This is a genomic window from Altericista sp. CCNU0014 (assembly GCF_044923475.1).
In the GTDB taxonomy this organism is placed as follows: domain Bacteria; phylum Cyanobacteriota; class Cyanobacteriia; order Thermosynechococcales; family Thermosynechococcaceae; genus JAAURS01.
The window spans coordinates 1,995,190-2,018,634 of sequence record NZ_CP137338.1; the positions used below are offsets into that span (position 1 = coordinate 1,995,190).

14 protein-coding genes are annotated in these 23,445 nt (G+C 43.6%); 2 read left to right on the plus strand and 12 right to left on the minus strand.

Annotation, left to right across the window (positions count from 1 at the left end):
- Nucleotides 1-91: 91 nt before the first annotated feature.
- From mreD to R6H26_RS09905, 5 genes are all read right to left on the minus strand, one after another.
- The gene (gene mreD, locus R6H26_RS09885; RefSeq protein ID WP_404790287.1) at nucleotides 92-646 is read right to left on the minus strand and encodes a rod shape-determining protein MreD; all 555 of its coding nucleotides are present in this window, start codon (nucleotides 644-646) and stop codon (nucleotides 92-94) included.
- A gap of 1 nt (nucleotide 647) precedes the next feature.
- Nucleotides 648-1,385, minus strand: a complete 738-nt coding sequence (mreC, locus tag R6H26_RS09890; RefSeq protein WP_404790288.1) for a rod shape-determining protein MreC — start codon at nucleotides 1,383-1,385, stop codon at nucleotides 648-650.
- 12 nt (nucleotides 1,386-1,397) lie between these two features.
- Nucleotides 1,398-2,450: a rod shape-determining protein gene (locus R6H26_RS09895; RefSeq protein WP_404790289.1), complete on the minus strand. Its 1,053-nt coding sequence runs from the start codon at nucleotides 2,448-2,450 to the stop codon at nucleotides 1,398-1,400.
- 130 nt (nucleotides 2,451-2,580) lie between these two features.
- Nucleotides 2,581-3,438, minus strand: coding sequence for a carbohydrate ABC transporter permease (locus tag R6H26_RS09900; RefSeq protein ID WP_404791272.1), 858 nt, complete (start codon nucleotides 3,436-3,438; stop codon nucleotides 2,581-2,583).
- 89 nt (nucleotides 3,439-3,527) lie between these two features.
- Complete coding sequence (locus R6H26_RS09905) at nucleotides 3,528-3,920, minus strand: hypothetical protein (protein ID WP_404790290.1); 393 nt, start codon at nucleotides 3,918-3,920, stop codon at nucleotides 3,528-3,530.
- A gap of 289 nt (nucleotides 3,921-4,209) precedes the next feature.
- Here R6H26_RS09905 and R6H26_RS09910 point away from each other — a divergent pair, with 289 nt between their 5' ends.
- Entirely contained in the window at nucleotides 4,210-6,738 is a 2,529-nt protein-coding gene (locus R6H26_RS09910; RefSeq protein ID WP_404790291.1) for a cyclic nucleotide-binding domain-containing protein, read from the plus strand.
- A 273-nt stretch (nucleotides 6,739-7,011) separates the two neighbouring features.
- Here the strand turns inward: R6H26_RS09910 and R6H26_RS09915 are convergent, their stop codons facing one another.
- From R6H26_RS09915 to R6H26_RS09940, 6 genes are all read right to left on the minus strand, one after another.
- Nucleotides 7,012-8,127, minus strand: a complete 1,116-nt coding sequence (locus R6H26_RS09915) for a response regulator transcription factor (RefSeq protein WP_404790292.1) — start codon at nucleotides 8,125-8,127, stop codon at nucleotides 7,012-7,014.
- Nucleotides 8,121-10,379, minus strand: coding sequence for an ATP-binding protein (locus R6H26_RS09920; protein WP_404790293.1), 2,259 nt, complete (start codon nucleotides 10,377-10,379; stop codon nucleotides 8,121-8,123). Before R6H26_RS09920 ends, R6H26_RS09915 begins: the two co-directional genes overlap by 7 nt.
- Before the next feature lie 153 nt (nucleotides 10,380-10,532).
- Nucleotides 10,533-12,386, minus strand: a complete 1,854-nt coding sequence (locus R6H26_RS09925; protein ID WP_404790294.1) for an EAL domain-containing protein — start codon at nucleotides 12,384-12,386, stop codon at nucleotides 10,533-10,535.
- Between the two features lie 348 nt (nucleotides 12,387-12,734).
- The gene (locus R6H26_RS09930) at nucleotides 12,735-18,860 is read right to left on the minus strand and encodes an AAA family ATPase (protein WP_404790295.1); all 6,126 of its coding nucleotides are present in this window, start codon (nucleotides 18,858-18,860) and stop codon (nucleotides 12,735-12,737) included.
- A 270-nt stretch (nucleotides 18,861-19,130) separates the two neighbouring features.
- A complete protein-coding gene (locus R6H26_RS09935) occupies nucleotides 19,131-20,381 on the minus strand; it encodes a methyltransferase (RefSeq protein WP_404790296.1) in 1,251 nt (416 codons plus the stop codon).
- Between the two features lie 129 nt (nucleotides 20,382-20,510).
- Nucleotides 20,511-21,731, minus strand: a complete 1,221-nt coding sequence (locus R6H26_RS09940; RefSeq protein WP_404790297.1) for a hypothetical protein — start codon at nucleotides 21,729-21,731, stop codon at nucleotides 20,511-20,513.
- A 329-nt stretch (nucleotides 21,732-22,060) separates the two neighbouring features.
- On the opposite strand from R6H26_RS09940, the gene R6H26_RS09945 reads away from it, so the two are divergent.
- The gene (locus tag R6H26_RS09945; protein ID WP_404790298.1) at nucleotides 22,061-22,417 is read left to right on the plus strand and encodes a YkgJ family cysteine cluster protein; all 357 of its coding nucleotides are present in this window, start codon (nucleotides 22,061-22,063) and stop codon (nucleotides 22,415-22,417) included.
- Between the two features lie 109 nt (nucleotides 22,418-22,526).
- Here R6H26_RS09945 and R6H26_RS09950 read toward each other — a convergent pair whose 3' ends face one another.
- Nucleotides 22,527-23,336: a hypothetical protein gene (locus R6H26_RS09950; RefSeq protein WP_404790299.1), complete on the minus strand. Its 810-nt coding sequence runs from the start codon at nucleotides 23,334-23,336 to the stop codon at nucleotides 22,527-22,529.
- Between the last annotated feature and the right edge of the window lie 109 nt (nucleotides 23,337-23,445).

Genomic DNA, 23,445 nt, shown 5'->3' on the forward strand with positions numbered 1-23,445 from the left:
TGCTACCCTACACTTTAACGGATTTCCGGTTGCACCGCAGACAAGTTCTATAACGATTTTTGTAGTCTTGAAATCGCACATTTGGATGGATTCAGGGATCCATTCTGGCATTGAACCGATCCCACCAGTAGTTGAGGGGAACGTAAAGGAGGGGCGTCCACAGGCTGCTGATAATGGCCGAGCTGAGAGCAGCGCGCTGTAAATTAACCCAGATATCCGCCAGCTCCCAATCGCCGCCGATCGCGAGTTGCCCTGCAAAGATGGTCTCAACCAAGAGAGCCATGATAAATACCAGCAGCAATGTCGAAATAAAATCTTCTGCAATGAGCCGCTGTTTGTCGAGGCTGCTGGTTAAAAAGCCTGCAATTCCCAAGCTCAAAGCATGAGTGGGTTGTGCTGCTGTCAACGCATCCTGGATGAATCCAAGGGCAATTCCCGCAGTCAGACCTTGCCAGGGCAATCGCTTCGCACTCCAAGCGACAACCCATATCAAAAACCAGTTGGGAGACGTATCCAGCAAAACCATCCCTGGAATGCGGTGGGGTTGGAGGATGGCGCAGAACAGGATAGAGCCGACGATCGCGAATGCATTGGTTCGCTGTAGCGGCGATCGCCACCAAGGGGTGGAAGATCTCTGTCTCAACATCTTAGCCATTCACTAACACGCTGACCCATTCCACATGCTCGAGGGGCACGGTAAATTCCACCAGAGCTTGAGGCGTCGGCTGTCGGTCTAGGTCTAACTCCGTAACGCGCCCCACTGCAATTCCCCCTGGAAAGCGGCTGCTGAGGTTGGATGTTACGACGGCATCTCCCTTTTTAACATCGGGCATTTTATCGAAAAACTCTAATACTCCGCGGCGATCCAAGCGTCCGCGCAAAATGCCGACCTGGCGAGTCCGGCTAACTGTAATGCCCACTTGGCTGGTCGGGTCGGTAATGAGCAAGACGCGACTGGTATTGGGCGTTACGCTCATAACGCGACCGACTAGCCCCCCGGGCGCGACCACAACCGCATCGACACGAACGCCCTCTACGCTCCCTTTGCCCAACGTTATTTGCTGCCACCAGTTATCAGCCCCCCGCGACAAAACCGAAGCCGCAATTTTCTTCTGGTTCGGCAAGGGGGCTAAATCCAAAAGCGATTTGAGCGATCGATTTTGGGCTTCTAGTTCCTGAATTTGCTGCTGTAGGGCCTTGGACTGGGCATCCAAAAGCCTTTGCTGCGCCTTTCCATCTGTCTTGAAAGGCCAGACCAACCATCGATTAATATCGGCTACGCCAGCACCCTGCGTAGCCCTAACGACGCCCGCAACGCTTAAAATGAGTAACGCTACCAGCAGCGCAGATCGATAGCGACTCCACCACCGCAAAAGGCTCTTCATTTTAACTCTGGATTAGACGTTGACCGTACCACTACTAAATACACGCGTGAGCTTGTCATAGTTCTCTAGGATGCGACCCGTCCCCAAAACGACACAGCTCAGGGGATCTTCCGCAATATGAACGACGATGCCAGTCTCGTGACTGACGAGTTTATCTAGCCCATTCAATAACGCTCCCCCTCCAGCTAACACAATTCCCCGATCTACGATATCTCCGGCCAGTTCGGGTGGAATGCGCTCTAGCGTTCGCTTCACGGCCTCGACAATAGAAGAAAGCGGTTCCGTCATGCTTTCTCTAATTTCTGGCCCTTTCACCAAGACAGTTCGCGGCAATCCTGACAGAAGGTGCAGCCCTCTTACCTCCATGGTAGCTCCATTGTTGTCGTTGGTCGGATAGGCCGATCCGATTCGAATTTTAATATCCTCAGCAGTGCGATCGCCGATGACGAGGTTGTGAACTTTCTTCATGTACTGCGTAATGGACTCGGTCAGTTCGTCTCCCGCAACCCGCACGGATTCGCTAATCACCGCACCGCCCAAACTCAAGACAGCAACTTCAGTCGTGCCGCCACCAATGTCCACGATCATGCTGCCCGTCGGCTCGTTGACTGGCATCCCCGCGCCGTAGGCCGCAGCCACAGGTTCGTCCACCAGCTGCACTTCCCTGGCACCGGCCTGAGTTGCAGCATCCGTAACCGCGCGCCGCTCGACCCCCGTCACACCGCTAGGAATACCGACGACGACCCGCAACCCTCCGACAGCCCGTCCCCCGTGGACTTGTCGAATAAAATGCTTGAGCATCATTTCTGTCGCTTCAAAATCGGCAATGACACCATCGCGCAGCGGACGAATTGTTGTAATGCGACCGGGTGTCCGCCCCACCATTTGCTTGGCTTCCTCACCGACGGCCAGTGGCTGCTTTGTCTCTTGATCGATCGCCACGACTGAGGGTTCTCTGATCACAACTCCTCTTCCTAGGACATAAACGAGTACGTTAGCGGTACCAAGATCGATGCCAATGTCCCGCGATGTGCGGCCAAGGTTAAAGAAAGAGGGGAATTTCACCAATCGATTCCTCGCGTGGGGTATTTGGTTTGGAAGTTATTTGAAGTCATCGTGCTGGATTTTAGTACGTTTTGTCCAATGCGTCTAGCGACGTACAGTAGCCTCGGATCCTCAAGATAGCCTGATTTTTCTATTGCCGGAGTTGCCCCAGCTTCAAATTGAGGATAGATAATCCGAAGATCATCAGAAACAGCACGAGGCCGATGGCACAGGCATAGCTCATTTCTAGGTCTTGAAACGCGCGCTCGTAGAGATAGTAAACAATTGTTTTAGAGCTATTGAGGGGTTCGCCTTTCGTCATGATGAAAATTTCTTCGAAGACTTTAGTGGCGGAAATCGACGAAATGACGGCGACCAGAAACAAGTAAGGGCGCATGAGGGGAATGGTAATGTCCCAGTGCTTTTGCAACCCGTCAGAGCCGTCGATGGCGGCAGCTTCGTATAAATCTGCGGGAATCCCTTGAAGCCCGGCCAGGTAAATCACCATGTAGTAGCCCAGCCCTTTCCAGACCGTGACGGCCATGACGCTAAAGAGGGAGAGGTCGGGACTGGTGAGCCAGGGAATGCCTTCACCGATACCGAGCCATTGCAGTCCTTGATTGAGGAGACCGTTGGAGGCGTACAGCCATTTCCAAGCGATTCCGGCTACGACCATAGAAATGACGACGGGCGTATAGTAGGCGGTGCGGAACCAGCGAATGCCTCTGAGGTTTTGATTGACGAGGATGGCTAAGCCGAGGGGCAAGCTCACCAGAATCGGGACGACGCAGACCAAATACAAGATCGTATTGCTCAGGGTTTTCCAGAAGACCGGATCGCGCCACAGTTTTTGAAAATTGGCAAGACCGACCCAGGCAGGAGCTTGGGTCAAATCGTATTCAAATCGGGTAAAGCTGAGATAAAAGGCCTGAATCGCAGGCCAAAAGACCGTTAGGGCGAGGACGATCGAGGCTGGTGCCAAAAATAAATAGGGCGTCAGCGATCGCATGACGGCGGCCCCATTTTTACGGGCAGAACCGAACTGTTTTGAGGAATGCGCCATTACCCTTGTAAGACCTTAAGGAATGGAAGAAGTCGTTAAGGTGCTGCATCATTAAACAGCAAAAAGAGTTCTTTGCACACCTGCTTCAGCGTTTCTTGAAATCCCGAAGCAGGGGGATAGGTCCCAGCAAAGGTCCAGTCTCCGACGGTGGAAAACCGCCAGCGCTGATGTCCCAAGGGTCCAAAGCAGGCAGCCTCAATGCCGATCAGGCGCTGCTCGTGAAGCCGCAACTGGACGAGAGTTTGCCCTGCTGGCAGGTTGAGGCCGATATCGAGGGAGTTGGGGTCAATCCACTCCTGGGTATCTGGGTCGTTGGCCCAGGGCTTTAGGTTGGCTTTGACCGTTGGAAACTGCCGCTTAAATAAGTCCACAACGGCAGCGATTTTAGTGGCGGCTTCAGGGCTTGTGGCGCACTCGGCAGCGTTCATCCAGACTGGTTACTCCTTCGGTTGTGGGGTAAATAGAACGGATCGCTTTAGGGATTCTGAATCGATCGCCCCTTGCTTACCCATCTTATTTATTTATTTTGTAATACTCTAACGGTCAAATAGGGATAAAGTTGGATTTCGATCTGGATTCGATCGACTTTTTCCAGGTTCAGACTGTTGAGTTGGGACAAGATTGCAGGTTTTTGCGAGGCTGCTCCGTCCAGATATTAGACAGGGGGATAGCAATCGCCTAGTCTGAGGACAGAGAAACTAGGAGGACTGGTGCATTATGTCCACTCCCACTCTCGCCTTAGTCTGGCTGAAAGAACGCTCGGCGCTCGGCAATTTGCCCGATCGCGTTTTGGAGGCAATGCTGCCAAAGCTTCAATATCGAGACTTTCCCGCCAACCGACGGCTCGTATTGGAAGATACCCTCCCCGATGGACTTTATATTTTGGGCCGGGGGCATCTCGAGCGCTATCGAACGAATCCCAGCGGTCCCGCTTGGGCCATCAGTTTGCTCCCAGGTGCCGTGCTGCATTTGACAGAATTGCTGTTGGAGCAACCCACGCAGGAAACGGTAGTGGCCCTCACCGACTGTCAGTTTTGGTTTATGCCCAAGGCCGATTTTTTGGCGATCGCCGCCCAATTTCCAGAACTCGTCCAAACCGTGTCGCGGCAGTTGGCTGAGGATTTAGCCCTGGTCAAATCCGAACTAGCATTCGAGCAAGAGCGCCAAGCCATCTTGCGGCCCCATCAAGTTTCCAAAGCCAAGCGCGGGATTGTCGGAACCAGTCGCTACGCCAATCGCCTGCGCCAGCAAATTAAGGATGCCGCGCGCGATCGCAAACCCGTGCTGATTTTAGGAGAACCCGGACTCGAAAAAGACAACGCAGCCGCCCTGATTCACTTTGGCTCGCCCTGGCGGCGCGAACCGATCGTTAAGGTCAACTGCGCGACGCTACAGGCGAGCGGCGCGGATCTGTTCGGACGGGTCGGTGGCAAACCGGGGCTGTTGGAAGCATTGGGCGAAGGCACCCTAGTCTTCAACAACCTTCAAGACCTCGCACCTGCCTTATTGCCGCAACTGAAAACGCTGCTCGAGACCGGAACCTATACGCCCATCCAGCGCGACCCCAACAGCACCGCACTCCCCAAAACCAGCAACGCTCGAATCGTCATCGTCACGGAAAGAACCTTTCCTCAAATCGAGCGTTCGATCCCGCACGTCATTAAAGTGCCGCCGTTGCGGGTCCGAAAGACAGATATTAAAGTTCAGGTCGATTACTATCTCGCCCTCATCGCCCAAGCAAAAAGCATTCCCAAACGTAGCGTTACCCCCGAGGCACTACGGAGACTTCAGGCTTATAACTATCCCGGCAATTTAGCCGAGCTGCAAAGCTTGATCGAACGGGCGATCGCCCAATCTCCCGGCACGGACGACCTGACCGATGAAGTTTTCTGGCCCGCTGAAGGCAAAAAACAGCGCTTCCGGCTGAACTTACTGAACGCTTATCCCAAACTCCGCCAGTTTTTACGCAGCGACTGGTGGCCGACCCGCATCAATTATGGGTTTACGCTGAGCGCTTTTGCCATCGTAGTAGCCGTCCTGTTTATCGGCCCTCAAGATCGCCATCATAACGTGGCCCTAAATCTGTTTTGGGCTTGGTGGTGGCCGCTCGTTTTAATTGGATTCCCCTTTGTGGGTCGGGTGTGGTGCTCGATTTGCCCTTTTATGATTTACGGAGAGGTGGTGCAAAAGCTCTCCCTCTGGTTGGTTCCGCGCCAGCTCAAACATTGGCCCAGAGACGAAGCGGATCGCTGGGGCGGATGGTTTTTATTTGGGCTATTTGCCCTCATTTTTCTATGGGAGGAACTTTGGGATTTAGAAAATACGGCCTATCTATCCAGTTGGCTGCTGCTGCTGATCACCGCCGGAGCCGTCATTTTTTCCTCGATCTTCGAACGGCGCTTTTGGTGTCGCTACTTGTGTCCGATTGGTGGCATGAATGGCCTGTTTGCCAAACTTTCCATGACGGAACTCCGCGCGCAGCAGGGCACCTGCTCGGCAGAATGCACGACCTATCAGTGCTATAAGGGTGGCCCCGTTAAAGGAGAGGGTCAAGAGACCGACGGCTGCCCGCTCTATTCCCATCCGGCCCAGCTTGTGGATAATCGCGACTGCGTCCTCTGCATGACCTGCCTCAAGGCTTGCCCCCATCGCTCGGTGGAGTTTAACCTACGCCCGCCCGGCATTGAGTTGTGGACGACCCATCAGCCGCGCAGTCATGAAGTGGCGCTGCTCTTACTACTACTGGGCGGCGTATTCTTGCATCGCCTTCCCGAACTCGAAGCGGTGTCAAACCTCAACTTTCATCTCGCGGAGTTTTGGCCCCATGCGGGAGTGTCGGTGCTGGTGCTGGCGATCGCCGCCTTCATCCCGATTGTGGGCCATGGCTTGTTGCAAATCCTCAGTCCGGGAAAACATCGCCCCTTCCTGGAACTTGCCTATGGATACCTCCCGCTCGTGCTAGGTGCGACCTTGGCGCACTATTTACGCTTGGGGCTAACGGAAGCGGGGCAAGTCTTGCCCGTAACTTGGGCAACGTTAGGCTACGAAGGATCGTTTTTGCCCGCTTACAGCGCTCATAGGACTACGATCGCATTTTTGCAGGCGAGCACCCTAGCGGTCAGCATTTTACTGACTTGGGCGCTCACTCAAAAAATTGGTCGTCAACCCTTTAAAAGCCTTTGGCCGCAGCACCTTACAGCCTTTGTTCTTGGTATCTGTCTGTGGCAAACAATCGTAGGGACTTAAGCGATATTGGCACGCATTAGAACGATCCTAACAATCTGTTCTTCTCAGAGGCTGTTTTAAAAGCCTCGTTCGTCTCTGCATTAGCCCCCCCGCCCCCCAATTCTGGGGGGAGAACGCCAAAAACTAGGATCGTTTTCGAAAACTAGGGTTATTTCCCCCCAGAATTGGGGGGTTAGGGGGGCGAGTGTAATGTCTAAGAAACTTTTCAAACTGCCTCTCAAGTTTCTCATCCAAATAAGGGCTATAATTTCTATGAATTGGCTTGATTCATTCTTATTGCTCTGTTGTAGTGAGGGGGAAAGAAATTAGTAAAGTAAGAGATTCTCCCCAAGCATTCTTATCGCTTTTTATGGTAAATTCACCACCATAAAGCTTGACAATAAAGTGGGTGATGAGAAGACCTAGGCCAGCATCCAACTCTTCATAGAAAGCTTGATTTCGAGGATTATTTAGAGAAACCTTCTGCAGCAAGTCAAAGGGTAACTCGTCAGCTTTAAAGCATATAGAGTACTGAAAAGAATCTTTTATGACATTAGTCTCAACATTGACTGACGAATTCTTCTGAGGTAAAGAAAAAATAAAATCAAGTGATTCCTCAACAATTTTCTTCCAATCATTCGTTGCAATTTTTAATCTTGCATTATTTACATTTACTGTCATTGTTTTGGAGCATTCATATTTCTTCGCCATCTGCATGGCAATCATGAAAACAAAATCACCAGGCCTCATTGTATAAATATTTTGAATGATCTTTAGCGCTTCGGGATTGCGAAACAAAAGTTCCATGTTTAAATACATGAAAACATTTAGTATGGCGCGCTTTAAAAACTTGGCATTAACTTGAATGTGATCGCCTAATTTTTTAATGTCATCAGATTCAATAAAATTAGAATCTTGAACAAAGATTTTTGAAGCTCCTAGGATCTCATCCAAAGGATTAAATATCTTTTCGGAAATAGAGTATGAGAAACTTTCACCTATATTGCTCAGTAGAGCGTCAGTATTTTGAGTGTAAATTTTCTGTTTAGACAATCGAGCTTCAATTGTCGATAATAATTCCTTACGACTAAAGGGTTTGGTGAGATAATCATCGGCCCCTAGGTTCATGCCCTGACGAATTTCCTCCGAAGCTGCCTTTGCAGTCAGAAAAATAAAGGGCGTTAATGCTATTTCTGGATCTTGACGCAGGTTACTGAGGACATCGTAGCCATCTAAGTCTGGCATTGTTACGTCGCATAGAACTAATTCAGGACGATGCTCTTGAGCAAAAGAAATCCCTTCAAAACCATCCTGTGCTGAAAAGACTTCATAATTTTCTGCTTCTAGAAGCTCTACTAAATTTTCGCGCACGTTAAGTTCGTCTTCAATGACAAGAATTTTGGTCACCACTGATATTCCTCATTAACTTGGTCGATCGGGATTGAAACGGTAAACTTTGAGCCAGAGTTGACTTCGCTCTTGAAGGAAATGATTCCTCCTAAAGCATCGACAGATTTTTTGACGATTGACAAACCAATCCCCGTACCTCCTATAGTGCCCACATTAGTAGCGCGATGAAAAAGGTCGAAAAGATATTTTTGGTCTTCTTGAGGAATACCTATTCCAAGATCGACTACTTCTAAGGTAATTTGTCTGCTGTCTACCCGCAGATTGAGATCGATAGGCTTCTGAACTGGAGAATATTTAGCAGCATTTGACAATAGGTTAGAGAGAATATGACGCAAGAGTTTGGAATCAATGACGACTCGCTGTACTCGAGTATCGTGCGTAAAATTGAAAGCGTGATGGTTCTGTTTGGATAATTGAGTTTCTTCAATTAATTGCTGACAGAATTGAACGATGTCTATCTCGGTCGGCTTAATTTTAAGTTTACCTACCTCTCCAGCACCAATGATCAAGACATCTTCGAGTAAGCCATTCATTCGGCGAACGGATTCTTGAATTTGCTTGAGGTACTGTAAAATTTTTTCTGGCGGCCATTTCTGCCCGTAGTGCTCTAACAATTCGCTTGCAGAAAAAATTGAAGTCAGCGGTGTCCGAAATTCGTGAGACACCATAAAAATAAATCTAGATTTAAGTTCGCTTAATTCTTCAACTTTTTCTAAAGCACGTTGAGTCTCAACTTCAGCACGTTTGCGTTCTGTAATTTCAATAGCAACAAAAACAGCAGATCGACCTTGGGCATACTTTTGGCCAATTAGCAAGTAATGTTTCTTATTTCCTTCATCAAACTCAAACTCTAGCTCTTCACTAATGTTATCTTCCGAACCTGCAAAACAGCGTTTAGCAAAGTCAACATAATCTTTAGCTTTAGATTTGTTAAATCCAACTGTTTCTCCCATAAAATCTCTGATATCGAGTTGGAAAGTTTGTGCCATCAACTGGTTCATACCTAAATAACTCAGATCGGCACTCACCCAAGCTACGCATCCTGGAACGGCATCAAGAACCGCTTGAAGCCGATCTTTTGCTATATGAAGTTCTCTTTCGGTTTTTTGTCGTTCTGCCTCGTGAAATTCGCGAATTTTGTTTCCAATTCGCAGTTCTAAGTTAAGTTTCTGCAACTCTGAGATTCTGTCAAAAACTCGGCACTCGAGTTCGATATTTAATTGTTTGAGTTTCTCTTCTGCTTGCTTGCGCTCTGTGATATCTGTAATGCTCCCAACAAAACCCGTCGTTTCTCCATTAGAATTTATAAGAGGTATAACTTGGCCGACAACCCAGCGAATATCCGCTTGAGATCGAATAAATCTAAATTCAAGATGGAACGAGCCAATTCCTTGGATAAAATTTTGGTAAGACCGAACGACTTCTTCTCGATCGTCTGGGTGAACGTGCTCTATCCAATTCTGGCCTAAATTTTCTTCAGATTCTAGGATGCCTATATTTTGTAGGTATGTTCGATCTTCTGGATGGAGACTTTCAGTCCAATTTTGACTTAATCCAGTTTTCGTATCTGTCAAACATAAATTTTTTAAGTAGGTATTGGTATAAATTTGCTTGCCCAACAAGTCAGCTTGAAAAATTCCAATTGGGACGTATTCGCTAAGAATGTGAAAATACTCTTCACTTTCTCTTAAATCTGTTTCCGCTTTTTTTCTTTTATTTTGATCTTTAGCATCAATCTGCTGTAGCCGATCGTTCTGCATTTTCCAGCGATGACAAGCGATTCCATGCCGAATCGTTCGCTGAAGAATTTTAGAGTCCCGTAGTTCTTCTAAGGTTATGTAGTCATAGGCTCCGATGTCAAAAGCAGCTATTGCGATCGCCTCATCCTCGCGATCGACAACGGCAAGTATAGGAATATCGAGTTGCGTTCCAATGCTAGCGACTTTATTTAACCATTCTTCAGATGAAGACGCTTGCTTAACTAAGATGAGACTAATATTAGTTTGACAAACGAGATCGAAAACTTCTTCAATATTAGCCGCCTTATAAATTCCCCAATTGGAGTCAAGTTGACAACGAGTTAGATCGATATCAAATCGATCTGAAGTATTAATTTCAGAAAGATATAAAATCCTAAGTGGATCGCCCTTATCGAGAAAAAGTTTACTTTCTAAGTTCTCAGATATTATTGAATTTGTCTTCAAAGCATTCCATGCATCGATCTCATTGACTTCTATGTCGTTATCCATCATCTTCAACTCGCGTGCATTTGTTGGAGAGGCAATTTTCGATCGGGCAATTTAAAATTGTTTGCTATCAAAATCTTACTCGTTCAACTTTCTTCTCTTGCAACATAAATTTATTTATCAGACAAATTAATATTGGATAGATAGCGTGGAAAAATCTTAAATATTAAATGTTTGACAAGATAATAGGAGTTGCTTTGCAGCTTCTGAGTCCAATGGTTTAGCAAACCAGTAGCCTTGGGCATAATCGCAACCTAACTGTTGCAGTTGTAAAATCTGTTCTGAAGTTTCAACTCCTTCCGCCACCACCATAATGCCCAAACTTTGAGCCATAGAAGTCATTGCTTCAACGATCCGCAGGCCGTCCCCACTGGGCGCAAGGCGGCAAATAAAGGAGCGATCTATTTTGAGTGCATCTACTGAAAAACGGTGTAAGTAGCTTAACGAAGAATAACCCGTGCCAAAATCGTCTATTGTAAGCTGAATATGGCGATCTTTTAGTGCCTTCAAAATTATATTGTTTGATTGGGGATCGTCCATGAGAACACTTTCCGTGATCTCTAGATTTAAATTTTTACTGTCAAAATCCGTCTTTTCAAAAATTTCATCGATCGTATCGATGAGTCCGGGTTGAGAAAATTGTTTTGCTGATAAATTAACGCTGATTTTTAAAGAGAGAGACTTTTGACTGACTTCGCTCGTTGCAGTTGTCTCAAGATCGGTTTTCAAATCCTGAAATTGACGGCAAGCTTCTTCTAAAATCCAATAACCCAGAGGAACAATTAGCCCAGTCTCTTCAGCGACTGGAACAAAGTCGATAGGAGAAATAAGACCGCGCTTGGGATGGTTCCATCGCACTAATGCTTCAAATCCCTCAATCTCACCAGATTTAAGCGATACGATAGGTTGATACTGAAGAAAAAACTCCTTGCGCTCTATTGCTCGGCGTAAGTCTGTCTCTAGCTGCAATCGTTTTTGGGCGTTATTGTATAGATCTGTATTAAAGACATAATATCTAGCCTTCCCCAATGCTTTGGCTCGATACATTGCAATATCTGCATTGCGCACTAAATCCTCTGGATGTCTGACTTCAAAGTTGCCTAAGACAATGCCAATACTAGCGCTCACAAACATTTCATGGAGCTCTATATTAAAGGGAGAAGCTAAAGCACTTTGAAGCTTTTGTGCTAGTTGTTGAGCATCGTCAACCCGTTCGATTGCCTTAAGTATAACAATAAATTCGTCCCCACCAAATCGCGCCAGAGTGGCATTGGAAGGCAAAGAGTTCATAAGGCGATGGGCGATCTCAACGAGCAGTCGATCGCCAACCATATGCCCTAGCGAATCGTTGATGACTTTAAATCGATCGCAGTCCAGAAATAATACTGCAAATTGATAGTTAGTCTCTTGTTTTGCTTTCGCGATCGAGTCCTGTAACTGCTGCATCAGCCACGTACGATTGGGTAAATCCGTTAGTGGATCGTGCCATGCCATGTGCTCCAGCATAGCCTGTGCTTTTCTGCGCTCTATATTTTCCTGTTCCAATGCTTGCGTTGCAGCAGTCAGTTCTAATGTACGCTCTGCTACCCGCTTTTCCAGTTCTATATTCAAGTCCTTTAATTTTGTGCGTGCCGCTTTAATCTGCATGTGATTCTCAATGCGACTCAAAACTTCCATCATTTCAAATGGTTTGGTAATGTAGTCAACTCCCCCGGCTGAAAAAGCTTTCATTTTATCTAAACCGTCGTCCAGAGCGCTGATAAAAATAACAGGAATGTCTTGATGTTGGGAGTCTTTCTTAAGCTGCCGACAGACTTCATAGCCATTCATATCGGGCATGTTGATATCTAGCAAAATCAGATCTGGATGAACGGATTTAACTCCCATTAATGCCGAGGAGCCATTGATTGCTCGTCTTACTTCATATCCAGCTTTAGTTAGAATCGAAAAGAGCAACTCAAGATTCTCGACTCGGTCATCAACAAGTAAGATCTTTCCCTTGAAGTTATTCATCTTTTCGTAAATTGGTTGTAAAATTAGTTGTCAATTAAAAGCCGAACTATTGAATTGTTGTTATTTTGAGCTGTAGCTCGTGTACCTGGTTTTATTAAAAAAATGATAGAGATGATATTTAATCGAATTTTATGAATTTTGGTATTATCTTTTAAAGTACCCAACTTTTAACCAGATCCGACAGCAAATGGAAGTTATTCTTAAAAATTTTTCTACCTTCCTTATCGCTGTAGGAATGAGTATAAACTACTACTCTTTCATTTGATTTTGAGTTTAGGGTCTACAATAGCTAATCTTGTAAAAATACTGTGAAAGAACTAAGGAGGAGGATGTAGCAAGAATAGTATCCTATTTAACAGATTTAGTCTGAACTAGGTTGACAATTCGATCGAAGCGGAAATTTTTGAGCAAGTTCCTGAGGGTACTCGCGATCTCGGGATATTCTTCGCTTATTTGCTCGATCAGCTCTGTGAGTTTAGATTCGTGAAGTTCGGAGGCGGCAAGATTGACTCGATCCAACCATTCTGGAGAGATTTTCTGGAAATCTTCTGATGTGACGGCGTCCAGAAGCGCGTCGGATTCGGTTTCTAACTTCAGCCCGGCAGTCTGCAAATTTGCCTCGCGCAGATAACGCACGCCTAAATGTTTGGCGATCGTTTCAAAAAGTGCCTCTGCCTGAAACGGTTTGTGGACGAAATCGTCAAATCCCATTTCCATGCTTTTCAAGCGAGTTTCCTCAAAGGTATTTGCTGTAATTGCAATGACGATCGGAGGTTGCTGTTGAGCTTGCGCGGCTTGGCGTTTGATCGCTTGCGTTGCTTCGCAACCGTCCATTACGGGCATTTGCAGATCCATCAAAATCAGATGGGGCGAATGGGTTTGCCAAACGGCGATCGCCTCCTCTCCATTTGATGCAACCCGAACCTCGAACCCCACCCCTTCAAGTAACTGCACTAAGACCTGCTGATTTTCCCCTCGATCTTCTGCTACCAAGATTCGATAGACCAATTGGCCGGGTGCCAACCCAGTAATATTACTCAACGATTGAGAAGTTAACGAAACTTTTTCGAAGGCACACACCTGAATATCGAAAGAAAAGCAAGACCCTCGACCCACCGTACTTTTCACTCTAATATCTCCCCCCATTAACCGGACAAAAGTTCGGCTAATGGGTAATCCGAGGCCTGTCCCTTCTTGGGACTTTCGGCCTGCCTCCGTTTGAGCAAAGGCTTCAAATAAATCTTCCAGCTCGTGGGGGGCAATCCCAGGTCCTGTATCTTCCACTTCAAAAAGCAGAGATGTGGCTGTTTGACCTGAAGGACAAATCTTGGTAGTATCCTTTCCGCTGTATTTTTGACTGACCCGGAGCTTTACGCTACCTTGCTGCGTAAACTTAATTGCATTGCCCAAAAGATTAATTAAGACCTGGCGTAACTTCCCGTCATCGGCCTGTATAAATTGAGGGATGTCTTGAGAACATTCGACTTCAAACTTAAGATTTTTCGAAGTTGCCTTCATCAATAGCATTTCATGAATGGACGAGACCAGAGCCTGAAGATCGAAGGTTGTTTCGTGTAGTGTCGTTCGGCCAGACTCAATTTTAGACATCGTTAATACATCGTTGATCAATGTCAGCAAATGTTCGCCACTTCGATTGATGATGTCTAATTTTGCGCGTTGTTCGGGAGAAGTGGACGGATCTCGATGCAGGAGCTGACTGAACCCCAAAACTGCGTTGAGGGGTGTGCGGAGTTCGTGGCTCATATTAGCTAGAAACTCGCTTTTAGCCCGATTGGCTTTTTCCGATGCTTCCTTGGCGCGCTCAGCTTCTTGTTTGGCGATCTGCAACTCTAGCGTCCGGTCTTTCACCTTTTGCTCGACTGAGGCATAAAGCTGAGCATTTTCAATAGAAATAGCGGCTTGAGCCATAAGAAACTGAAGAACCTCTAAGCGGTCTGTTGTAAAAGCATCAGTAGTCAAGTTATTTTCAAGATAGAGAATGCCAACCAAGGTTCCTTGACGTTGAATTGGCATACAAAGAATGGAAAGTGGCTGGTACTGTGCTATGTAGGAGTCCGCAGCAAATCTTGTCTCAGCAGTAGCGTTAGCTAAAACCAAGGCTTGTTGCGTGCGCTCGACGTAATTGAGTACCGACATCGATAGCTTTTGACTCGATTGAGGTTGTGCGTCAAACAATTTGAATCTATCAATATGACATTCATCCTGAGTACAGCGAGCTTTTAAAACGAGGTTCTCTTCTTCTATGAGTAACAGAGAACCTTTCTCAGCACCTGCATTCTCAAGCACGACTTTCATAATTGCGGCTAAAAGCGTATCTAGGTCAATTTCCTGGGAAAGTGCTTGGGATGCTCGCATTATAGATAACCAGTCTAAGGTATCTGCCCTACGACTTAGATGCGTTTCTTCGGAAAAGGTTGTTAGAGTATTGATGCTTAGATTTGATTCAGATTTCTGGAAAAGATCGAGCAAGTCTGGATGGCGTCGTTCTAAATCGCGTAGCTTTGCTTTGGCACCCCAGCGCTCATAGGCATAGTAGGCATTAATGAGATATGTTTGTGCGATTGTTGTTTTGCCCCAGCCTAGATAAAACAAACCTGCAAGCTCGTGGGCAAGGGCTTCTTCGTTGAGGTATTCATTTTCTTGAGCAAGGGCGATCGCTCGATCGTAGGCAGACATTGCTTCAATATATTGACCCAAGACCCTGTGCTGTTCTGCCTGAACCAAGTAATATTTATGCAGAAAATTCATGGGTGCGCTCTCAGCCCACTTTTCCAGCTTATTATTTAGTTGCGCTACTGCTTCTAAAATACGGGATTGTTCGGCTGAGTCTTTCTCTGGGTAGATAAACAATAAAACTAAAAGTTTGTAAAAATAAAAACTGACAGCTACAATCCTGCAAGGAACCGCATCCAGATAATTTTCAGAAAATTCTGCATATTTTAGAGCCTTTGCAAAATCACGAAAAAGACAATAAAAATGTAGCTTATTTAAGTGATATAAAAAGATTGCTTGTCTGTTTTCTGTTTTTTCGAACTTCCTTAAAGTAATTAATTCATTATCTAAATCTTTGTCGTATGTACGATCGCTTGTTGTGTCTCCAATAAGATTTGAAACTGCGTGCCAATTAATCTCATAAAATCTAATAGTAATTTCTTGCTTAAGATTTAACAAACTTTTATGGTAATTTGAAAACTCTTCTTCAAGAAAAATGAGTGACCTCCCGCACCAGAAAGAATGTTCGACATACTCAACTAAGGAAAAGCTTGCATGAACTAAATCTCCGACTTCAAGACTCATTACATAGTTATTGAGCAAGGGATGAAGTGTTTTATTAAGATGATTTTTCCAATAAAAAATAAACGTATTAAATGTAAATATTGAGATTACCAAATCATTTTTATTGTCAAACTTATTACATAAACGAATACCTAGACTTCCAAATTTATAGATAATGTCAATCTCTTTTTCTAGAGTCCATAGAATTACACTGTATGCAATATAATTCCATGAAGAAATAGAACAATTTCCTTTTTCAAGTGACAAATTAATTTGTTTTAAAAGTAATAAGGAAAAGAGACGTGGATTGCATGAGTAGGTGATGGGTAAAAGACGCCCAATAAGATCCATAATGATTAAGCTGTCAGGCTCGGTCATAACGGGCAAATTCAGCAAATCTTCAGAGTCTTTATTTTCTAGCCTAAATTGCGTCTCGTGAAATTGATTTTGGATATCACCCGAGGAAATTTGACCTGGAAAGTTTATTCCAAATTTATCGAGAATTTCTAGGCCAACGGTGACGGCTTTTTGGCTTTGTGCTTGTGCTTTATATGCCTCAATTTTGACCTGATATCCTTTAATTGTATCTGATTTATTTTTGCTGTAAACTATGATCTCATTCACGAAATATTCCATCTGAGTATAATCTCCAAGTAGAAGAGTAGACTCAATTACACCATAATGTAATTCAAGCATTAATTCATAGTTTGTACGCCATCCGTCAGATTCGAGTAATTTTATGCCTGTATGGAAATAATTTGTTGACTCTATATAGGAAGTTGATGTTTGTGCTTTACATCCTGCCAACCAATTCAACTGAGCTAATCGGCTTTTTTCTGAAGTGCTTTTTATATATAAAATACCTTGATTGAGGTGATTTACAATTTCACAAAGTTGTTCGGAGGGAGTAGATGGGGAAAGAGTGCCGAGTAAAAAATGTCCAATAACAAGATGAAGGTTGTTTTTGCTCTCAATAGGAATTAATGAGTAAGCGGCCTGATGGATACGATCGTGAACAAAGCTATAAATGCATTCGTATGAATCGAATTGTAATGTATCTAGAGAACCAGAATCGTGAACTGAAGATCGTTCGCTTGTAGAAGACAAGCTTTCCCGATCGAGATCGTAACTGGCATGAGTAGAAGTAATTAAACCAGCTTGTAATACATCCCAAAGATAAGTACGAACCTCTAGCTGAGAATATCCAGAAACATGCGCGAGAAGTTTGCTTGAAAAAGAAATCCCTTGACAAGAAGCTATTTCCAACAAGTTTTGAGTTTCTGGTGAAAATTTTTGAATTTGCTGAATAATGAGTTCGATGATACTATCGGCAAATGAATCGCTTTGAATCTTAGATAAACTCCATTCCCATACTCGTTGCTCCCAATTAAAAGTAATGAGTTGTCTCTGATATAGAGTTTTGATATATTGGATGTAGAAAAAAGAATTTCCTTGAGTTTTGTTGTAAATCCATTGAGCAAGAGGTTTGCTAAGATGAGAGGGATTTTTAAACGTGTCAAATAATAAATTATTCCATGCATCTAGAGGTGGGGATGTTAAATGGATATCTTGTACAATCGTGGTAGTCTTGCGAATTTTACTAATACTTAACGTTAGAGGATGGTTTGCCTCAACTTCGTTTTGCCGATAAGCTCCGATAATGAGTAAATAGGGATTAGTAGTCTGACTCATTAAAGAGTGAATCAGCTGTAGTGATCCGAGGTCTGCCCATTGTAAATCATCTAAAAACAATACCAAGGGATGTTTACTTTGAGGAAAAATTTGGATGAATTGCTGAAAAACAAAATTAAATCGATTTTGTGACTGAATTGCTTCAAGATTATTCAGTACAGGTTGCTTGCCGATTAGAAATTCTAGCTCTGGTAACACTTCGATCAAAATTTGACCATTTTCACCCAATGCTCCTATGATTTTTTTTTGCCAAACTTTGATTTGAGTTTTACTCTCTGTTAATAGTTGATAAATCAAATCTTTGAATGCATTTACAATGGCTTCTAAAGGACGGTTATTATGAAATTGATTGTATTTTCCACTAATAAAATAGCCTTTCTTCTCTATAACTAATCTTTGGATTTCTTTGACAAAAGAAGTTTTGCCAACTCCTGAATTTCCGGATACCATTACGATCTCTGTCTGTCCATTTTCAACCCGCTCATAAGCCGATCTTAGAGTTTCTAGATCTTTTTCACGACCATATAACTTCTCTGGAATTACTAGACGGTCGCAAAAATCTTGCGATCCTAAATCAAATGTTTTATTGATGCCTTTTAGCCAATTAGCTTGAGAGTGCTCTAGATCTTTTTTTAATCCAAAAGCAGTTTGATAGCGTTCCTCGGGTACTTTAGCTAATAATTTTAGAATGATTTGATTGAGCGATTGAGGTAATGTCGAGTTGAGCTGAAGAGGTGGAATGGGGGAACGAGCAATTTGTTCGTGAATGAGTTCAAGAAGTTCAAAAGAACGAAATGGAAGACAACCGGTAAGTAGCTCGTAGAATGTAATACCTAGTGAATAAAAGTCTGTCCGATGGTCAATACTACGATTCATTCGGCCAGTTTGTTCGGGCGACATATACGCCAATGTTCCTTCTAGTGATTCTGGCCTTTGAATGCTTTGGCTTTCGCTATTCAATCGAGAGGCAATACTAAAATCTGTTAGCTTGATCTCTTGCGTGACAGGATGAATTAAAATATTCTCAGGATTTATATCTTTATGTATTACCTTCGAATGGTATAAACTTTCTAAAGATTGAACTAGTTGAAGGGCGATATGAAAAAAAGTCGAGAGTGAAATGAGCTTAACGGTATTATTTCCGCTCGGTAATTTTCCTTGAGTTAAATCTCTAATGATTTGAGATTTAAGATACTCCTTCAGAGAGATGCCCCCAAAGTCTTCTAAAATTAGCGCAAGTCCATTTTTATGTCGTTCTAACCCATAGGATTTAATTATTCTTGAGTCATTCAGTAAATTAATCACCGTATATTGATGACGAAACTGAGCGAGTTCTTTTATCGTAGGATTTGTGCTTTTAAGCAGCTTAATAACAACCTTCCGACTATCCGACTTTCGTTCGCCTCGATAAACTAAGGTTTTATCTCCGTCGTAAATGAGTTCTGAAATTTCGTAATTTCTCAGAAAGGTTTGAGTACTGCTCATAACCCAGCTTATACCTCAAAAAGATTGAAATATTCTGCTCTCTTTATGGAGCATTCCTTCTATAGTGCCCATTTCAGGTTATAAATAACTCTACCGATCCCACATCTATGAGATAGAAGAACGTTTTATCTCGCATATTTCACTTTGAAAAGCATCAACTTCGAAGCTTGAGCAAAAAATTTAATCTACTGTCTTAGAGCCTATCTAGGGATGCCTTTAGGCTGTGACTGAAGTTTTGCTTGACAAGGAGGGATGTTCCTGAATGGAAAACTATATGCAAACGCCTTCAATAATGCTAGATGGGCATGAGGTTGGGACAATCTGAGTGAGTTCGAAGCCAGCAGCGCTAAAGAGTTCGCGATACTCTGCTTCAGTCCGCTCTCTGCCTCCAGAAAACATCATCAGCATATCTAGATCGAGCCATTTGCTAAAATGCGGTTCGTTACCGACTGGCATTACCATTTCTAAGACTAATAGGCGACTTTTATGAGGCATACTCTTTCGTATAGATTGGAGAATTGAAAGACAAGCCTCGTTATCCCAGTTGTGAATCGTATGAGCGATGATGTAGGCATCGCCATCGGGGGGAACTGAGTGAAAAAAGTTACCAGTTGAGGTCGCACAGCGATGGGCAACTCCTGAAGATTGTAGGAATGCCTTGGCCTCAGAAATAACATGGGGTAAATCAAATAAAACTCCCTTCATGTGAGGGTTTGCATTTAGGATTGCTGCAATAAGAGCACCATGCCCACCCGCCACATCTACAATGGTTTCAATACCTGAAAAATCGTAGGAATGAACGATCGCGGCGTGAGTATTCTTGGCCCATCCTGATATCGCTTTGTCGAACAATTTTCCAGAAGGAGGGTTCTTCTGGAAATATTCAAACGCATTGTTAACTTGATAAAGATGTTGTAGCGGCGGTTGGCCTGTCTTAACAACATGTAGTACGTCTCCCCAAGAATCCCAATGCCACTTATCGCTAAGCATCATACCTAGCTCCCGTAAAGACTTTGGGTGATCGCAGCAAAGGTATTCTGCCATTTCTGTAAGAGAGAAGCATTTAGGAGAAACTTCAGCAAACACACTAACGCTCGCAAGTGCTCTTAGCATTCTATATAAGTTGGGAGCGTAGCTCTCTGTCAATTCAGCTAACTCATCAATACTCTTCGCACCATCTTTAAGCAAATCTGCAATCCCTAGAGTGGCAGCTACATAGATGCACTGTGCGGGCCAGGTGCCTGTCAGCATTTTGACTAACGTCATTTGAGGAGAAGTTTTATGAAGCTCGGCTTGTCGTTCTGGTTCTATTACTCGCTCAACTATGAAATCAATCGTTTGCTGAGACACCCATCCTTTTTCAGCAATTAACCTACCAATCCGAACCGGATTCTGCCGCTGTTCGTTCAACACCAATTCGATTTGATGTGCAGTCAGTAAGTCTGATTCTACGAGGTAATGACCAATAGCTTTTTTGGGAGTATCTCTTAAAGTATCTAACATGTTACCTTTAGTCATCATAAATTAGTGTCGAAGTCTATGAGACTCGCTTGAAATAACTAATTTCAAGCTTAATTCCCATGAAAATCATTCATGAGAATTAAGCTATCTACTGACTCGCGTTACTTATCGCACACAAAATATATGACGTTAGTTCCGCAATGCTAATTCTCGCTCAGGGATAACAACTTTTTCCATCAAATATTCAACAGTTTGCTGTTTGACCCAGCCTTTATCTGCCAAAATTTTTCCTAGAGGGGTGGAAGATGCGGTAAGCTTTTGCTCTTCAATGGCTGCTTTTAGTTGCTCGGTATTGACTAAAGCAGCCTCAAGAAGATAATCACCTAGCTTCATCGATGGATTAGATTTAGATATTGTAGCCGCTTGAGTGCGGGACGAGCTTGAATCATTAAGCCATTGAGACTCTAGATGATTTACAAAAGATGGAGAACTCGCTGTCCCCATCTGGCGCTCTGACTCTATGACTTTTTCTACCAAATACTCAATAGTCTGCTGTTTGACCCAACCTTGACTGGCAACAATCTGACCTAAAGATAGAGGAGTCGATTTTTGTTGTATCAGAGCATGTTGTAGTTGGTGAGAATTTATCAATCCAGATTCAAGCAGATAAGCTCCAATAGGTTTGAAGTTTGTCGGCAAAAATGGTGTGATGTCTTCTATGGAATGAGTTTTTGCATATGCAAACAACTCATCAATAAATTCCGTGAAAACTACGAAAACTTTTTCGATTAGCTCGAAGTAATATTTTCTCTCGGGTTCAGTCACTTTAATACTTTCGATATACTGCTTTGATTTAGGCGAGCAGTAAGTATGTCCTGTATCGACTATTAAATGACTGGCTCCAAAGTATTGATATTCTTCGGGTGCAGTTATATTTTGAAGATCGCGGATGGTTTGTGAAGAAGCAGCCAAGAAAACGTTACCTGTTGACTCTGCTGCTTCGATAACGATCAACCTTTGAATGGGTTTCGCTTCGCAAGTATATTGATGGAGCTGGTGGACTAATCGACGAGAAATCTGTGTTTCTGACCCCCACAAGAACTCTAATGTTTTGCTGAAAAGCTCCGGTTTATTAAAGCCCAACTTTTCTAGATCCTCTAGAAACCACATCCAATGATGATCGTCTTCGTAGGTATGCTTATTAATAATTTTTTGAATTGGGTCATCAGTCGGCTCATCGCGGAAAACCGATCGATTTAATTCCCCAAAGCTCATGATGAAGGGTGCAGCACATGGTGCAAAGGCTAATCTTTGCCTTGGGTTAATGCTCTGGTCGCGTAAATACTCAAAGAATGGTAACTGAGAAAACTCATACTTCTTCTTTTCAATGAATGCAAGTATTTCTTTCATCGATCCCCCTATTGCACTAGATCCACAACGTACATGTATTTCTACACTTACATTGTGAATGATTATTACACAAATGAGTGAGATCGAGCTATGGATTTGGACAGGTTTTGATTGAGATTATTTTTTATTCAGAGAAATACATTTTGCCTTTGTAATTTAAACTACAACTTAATAATTTATTAAGATTGTTGTTTATCGCCGCTTGCTGATTAAGCCGTGATAAGTAGAGCGACAATTACATGCGCGTTGAGGACTCAAGCCTTTGAATGTGCTCGGCTAAAGGATAAGCTTGTAGCGGACGATCGTGGGTTACGGGAGCTGAACGAACGATGGCAACCTGGAAATGCGTGCAAAATTGCGGAGCTTGCTGCCAGCTCGACCCTGGCGATCGCCCGGACCTGCCAGAATACCTTACTGGAGAGGAGCTTGCGCTTTACCTGAGCTTGGTAGGGGAAGATGGCTGGTGCATCCACTTCGATAAATCGACCCGCAAATGCCAGGTCTACGACGATCGCCCCAGCTTTTGTCAAGTACGCCCGGATACCTTCTCGCGCATGTTTGGCATCGAGCCAGAAGAGCTAAACGACTTTGCCATTGACTGCTGTCGGGAACAAATTGAGGGCGTGTATGGCGATCGCAGTTTAGAGAGCATACGCTTTGAGCGGGAAATTGGCTTAACCTTATAAATGAACAGCAGTCTTGAGCAACTGTTCCACGCTAGGCTTGAATTGGCCCTTTTCAGGCATCAGAACTGAGAAATTTTTCGAAAATTTATAGGACTCACGGACAATCATCTTAAGTATTTAAAAATTTTGCTGCTATATTTTTGATGGTATCATTATAATCTAAATTATTGACCAATGAACCATTGCTTCCACTTTTCCCAACAATATTAGGTTCATCAAGCATGTTCTGAAAATTATTTTTTGCAAGATCGTCATAATATGCGTGTTCTAACCAATAGGGCGCACGTTCATTAACTTTCTTGTACGAATATAGTAAATTCTCTTTAAAGAATACCGTATTTGATTTATAGAAATAAGTTGCAACATTATTATTGATATAGTTGGGGTTCTTAAAACCTCTAAATCTTAAAGAAAATAAGTACATGTTACATTTGTACTTAATGTTCCTTGGATCCCACCATCTTTTATATCCTTGAAGTAAAAATCCAGGAGTTTTGAACACATTATCAAACTGAGCATGTTTATTTCTTATCTCCTCAAAATTCTCTACGAATAAGCGTCCAGTTATTTTATAAAAACTTTTGGATTGAGAAAAATATCTACTATTTTTAACAATATACTCCATGATCGTACCCTCTCCAAAGCCTTTTCCATATTTTCGTGCGCCATCGTTTCCATTGAAAATCAGTATTTCTAAATTTTTCCCTTCACTTTCTGCAAATCTAATAAGTTTCTTGAAATCATAAGAAGTGTTATTGTTTTCGCAAAAAACAATTTTTTCAATACTGGTAAATTTAATCCATGAAACAAGACTACATAAATATTGAAATAATCTTTCATCCGGATCTTTGATTGCTACAGAGTATGTATTTCCAACTCTTATAGTTCCTGTCATAACTAAAATTTCTGAAATTTTCATTTTTATTTCACTATTTTTTTAGATAATCACAATGAATTAAAGCGAGCCAACCAGCAACTAAATGAGCAGTGGCTTCTTAAAATGGATTTAAGATCTAGTATGAGTCAAC

Excerpts from the sequence above, each read along its gene's own strand:
- mreD (WP_404790287.1), bottom strand. The coding sequence starts at position 646 with ATGTTGAGACAGAGATCTTCCACCCCTTGGTGGCGATCGCCGCTACAG.
- mreC (WP_404790288.1), bottom strand. The coding sequence starts at position 1,385 with ATGAAGAGCCTTTTGCGGTGGTGGAGTCGCTATCGATCTGCGCTGCTG.
- R6H26_RS09900 (WP_404791272.1), bottom strand. The coding sequence starts at position 3,438 with ATGCGATCGCTGACGCCCTATTTATTTTTGGCACCAGCCTCGATCGTC.
- R6H26_RS09905 (WP_404790290.1), bottom strand. The coding sequence starts at position 3,920 with ATGAACGCTGCCGAGTGCGCCACAAGCCCTGAAGCCGCCACTAAAATC.
- R6H26_RS09910 (WP_404790291.1), top strand. The coding sequence starts at position 4,210 with ATGTCCACTCCCACTCTCGCCTTAGTCTGGCTGAAAGAACGCTCGGCG.
- R6H26_RS09920 (WP_404790293.1), bottom strand. The coding sequence starts at position 10,379 with ATGATGGATAACGACATAGAAGTCAATGAGATCGATGCATGGAATGCT.
- R6H26_RS09925 (WP_404790294.1), bottom strand. The coding sequence starts at position 12,386 with ATGAATAACTTCAAGGGAAAGATCTTACTTGTTGATGACCGAGTCGAG.
- R6H26_RS09930 (WP_404790295.1), bottom strand. The coding sequence starts at position 18,860 with ATGAGCAGTACTCAAACCTTTCTGAGAAATTACGAAATTTCAGAACTC.
- R6H26_RS09935 (WP_404790296.1), bottom strand. The coding sequence starts at position 20,381 with ATGATGACTAAAGGTAACATGTTAGATACTTTAAGAGATACTCCCAAA.
- R6H26_RS09940 (WP_404790297.1), bottom strand. The coding sequence starts at position 21,731 with ATGAAAGAAATACTTGCATTCATTGAAAAGAAGAAGTATGAGTTTTCT.
- R6H26_RS09945 (WP_404790298.1), top strand. The coding sequence starts at position 22,061 with ATGGCAACCTGGAAATGCGTGCAAAATTGCGGAGCTTGCTGCCAGCTC.
- R6H26_RS09950 (WP_404790299.1), bottom strand. The coding sequence starts at position 23,336 with ATGAAAATTTCAGAAATTTTAGTTATGACAGGAACTATAAGAGTTGGA.